A 2,772-nucleotide genomic window follows, 5' to 3' on the forward strand; every position below is an offset into this window, starting at 1 on the left:
GGCCCCGACCGGAACGTGATTCTCGACGTACGCGGCATCATGGGCCCCGACTGCGTCACGGCGCCGTCGGACGAGCGGAACGTGTAGTGCGCGCTGACCTTCGAGGCGGGGTTCTGGAACCAGGAGATGCTGCCGGCGTACGACCCCTGCGTCACGTGGATGACCACGAAGTCGATCGGGTAGCTGGTCTCCCGGCTGGAGACGGTGAGGTTGGCGGAGTTCGCCGGCGCCCACACGGCCGGGCCGTAGTCGGTGCTCAGCACGCCGACGCCGCCGCCCCACGCGGCGACGCGACCGAGGCGGCCACGGTCGGGTGCGACGGACCGGGCGGGCGCGCTCACCGGGCCGGAGACGCCGGCGGCGAGCTGCGCGTAGACCGTGTCGGCGAACAGCCGCGCGACCGGGTCCTCGACCGTGCCGGCGAACCGGGCGACGGGGCCGTACCAGCGGTTCACGTCGGCCCGCGCGGCCGCGTCGAGGCCGGCACCGTCCGCATAGGAGCGCAGCACCGCCGCCGCACCGGCCACGTTGGCCGCCGCGTCGGTGCGCAGCGCCGCGGGCGACAGGCCCGTCAGCGCCGCCGCCTCCGACAGCGTGTGCGTCACGGCGTTGTCGGCGAGCTGCATGACGCCGTGCCCGCCGGCCCGACCCTGCGCGCCCTGGTCCAGCCGGGACTGTGTGTAGCCGATGGACACGAGCAGGTCACGCGGGACGTCGTAGCGAACGGCAGCCGACGCGAACGGGCCCGCCGGCGTGGCAGCCGCGGGGGTGGCGGCGGCCGGGGCGGGAGCGGCGACCAGGACGGCGGAGAGCACCAGACGAAGCACCATCGCGCATCCCCTTCCAGGCGGGCGATGGCCGAACCGTACACGGTGATGACCTTCGATGTAAAGGATGTCCAACGATGGGCTTGAACCCGAATGTTTCTTTCAGCACTTGGGCACGCCGGGTATGAAACCCGGATGCCCGGTGTTCACGGTCCGATCGCGCCGCGCTGTGCACTGTGACCTCGGGCGCGGCCACCGTGCCCTGGCCGATGCCAGTAGCACCCTTGACGAGCTGCAGGTAGTAGGTCCAGTTCCAGTACTTGCCCGGGTCCGTGTGGTCCGCACCCGGCACCTCGCGGTGGGCGACGATGTGGGCCCGGTCCCGCACGATGCCGTACTTCTCGGTCAGCGAGCGGGTCAGGGCGGCGGACGACCGGTACATCGCGTCGGTGAACCAGGCCGGGTTGTCGATGAAGCCCTCGTGCTCGATGCCGATCGACCTGGCGTTGTAGTCGCGGTTGCCGGCGTGCCAGCCGATGTCCTTCTCCCGCACCGACTGGAACAGCGCCCCGTCCGACGACCGCACCGTGTAGTGGGCGCTGACCTCCGACGCCGGGTTCTGGAACCAGGCCAGGGTGCCGGAGTACGAGCCCTGGGTCATGTGGATCACCACGTAGTCGATCGGATGGCTCTTCTCGCGGTCCGCGTCGCGGAAGTTGTCGTCGTGCGCCGGCGACCAGGTGGCCGTCGGATGGTCCGGGCTGCGCGGGCCGCCTGCGGCGTCGCGACCCAGGACCGAGTCGGCGAACAGCCGGGCGAGCGGGTCACCGACCGCGCCGGCGAACCGGCCGACCGGCCCGTGCCACCGGTCCACGTCGGCGCGGGCCGTCGCGTCGAGCCCGGACCGGTCGGCGTAGGAGCGCAGCACCGCGGCCGCGCCGGCCACGTTGGCCGCCTCGTCGGCGCACAGCTGCGCCCGTGACCGCCCGGTCAGCGCGGCGGCCGCCGCCAGCGTGTCGGTGACACCATCGTCGGCGAGCTGCATGACCCCGCAGCCGCCGGTGCGCCCCGCCGCCCGGTGGTCCAGCCTGGACTGCGCCCAACCTAGTGCGGACAGGATCTCCCGTGGCACGTCGTAGCCCGCGGCGGCCGCCGTGAACGCGTCGGACGGGCCCGGTGCGGGCGGCGCGGTCCCGATGACGAGGGCGGCGGCCGCCACCACGGCGAGCAGCGCGGTACCGACCATCGTGGAGTCCCCCCAAGGCGAGTGCCGGGGCAAACTCTTTCACGTGGCCCCTGCTAGGGTCCCCGTTATGCGGAGAATCGTCGCGCAGCTGTTCATTTCGCTCGACGGTGTCGTCGAGGCGCCGGACCAGTGGCACTTCCCCTACTTCAACGACGAGATGGGCCGGGCCGTCGGCGGCACGCTCAGCGCGGCCGACACCTACCTGATCGGCCGGAAGACCTACGACAGCTTCGCGGGCGCCTGGCCCGACCGTGAGCTGGCCGGCGAGGCGGACGCCGAGATGGCGAAGACCCTCGGCGACACCCGCAAGATCGTCGTGTCGCGCCAGCCGCTGGAGTTCACCTGGCGCAACTCCGAGCTCCTGCGCGGCGACCTGGTCGAGGCGGTGACCGCGCTGAAGAACGAGCCCGGCGGCACGATCGGCATGTCCGGCTCGGTCTCCGTCGTGCGCCAGCTCCTCGCCGCCGGCCTGCTCGACGAGCTGCACCTGCTGATGCACCCGATCGTCGTCGGCAAGGGCCTCAAGCTGTTCGCCGACGGCGAGCAGCCGATCCCGCTGACGCTCAACAAGTCGGAGACGTTCAAGACCGGCGTGCTCAACCTCTTCTACAGCCCGGCCGAGACCGCACCGCAGGGCACGTACGAGGACGCGCGGAACGCGCTCTAGCGCTCGGGCCGGTGCCACACCGGCGGCAGCACCGCGCCGCCGCCGGTCCGCCGAGGCGCTGCAGCAGTCCCTCGCCCGGGTCGGCATCAAGC

3 protein-coding genes are annotated in these 2,772 nt (G+C 72.4%); 1 reads left to right on the forward strand and 2 read right to left on the reverse strand.

Annotated features, from left to right (window positions below):
* Both AB0H87_RS40220 and AB0H87_RS40225 read right to left on the reverse strand, forming a co-directional pair.
* On the reverse strand, positions 1 to 815 hold an 815-nt coding region (locus AB0H87_RS40220; protein WP_360158604.1), incomplete at its 3' end, for a transglycosylase SLT domain-containing protein.
* The gene (locus tag AB0H87_RS40225) at positions 703 to 2,013 is read right to left on the reverse strand and encodes an N-acetylmuramoyl-L-alanine amidase (protein ID WP_360158598.1); all 1,311 of its coding nucleotides are present in this window, start codon (positions 2,011 to 2,013) and stop codon (positions 703 to 705) included. The genes AB0H87_RS40225 and AB0H87_RS40220, both read right to left, overlap by 113 nt.
* 67 nt (positions 2,014 to 2,080) lie before the next feature.
* Between AB0H87_RS40225 and AB0H87_RS40230 the strand changes: the two genes are divergently transcribed.
* Complete coding sequence (locus AB0H87_RS40230) at positions 2,081 to 2,680, forward strand: dihydrofolate reductase family protein (RefSeq protein ID WP_360158601.1); 600 nt, start codon at positions 2,081 to 2,083, stop codon at positions 2,678 to 2,680.
* Positions 2,681 to 2,772: the final 92 nt, after the last annotated feature.

The organism is Asanoa sp. NPDC050611 (assembly GCF_040654855.1).
Classification (GTDB): Bacteria; Actinomycetota; Actinomycetes; order Mycobacteriales; family Micromonosporaceae; genus Asanoa.

What these genes read in the sequence shown, in the direction of transcription:
- AB0H87_RS40225 (WP_360158598.1), bottom strand. Translation starts at nt 2,013, where the DNA reads ATGGTCGGTACCGCGCTGCTCGCCGTGGTGGCGGCCGCCGCCCTCGTC.
- AB0H87_RS40230 (WP_360158601.1), top strand. Translation starts at nt 2,081, where the DNA reads ATGCGGAGAATCGTCGCGCAGCTGTTCATTTCGCTCGACGGTGTCGTC.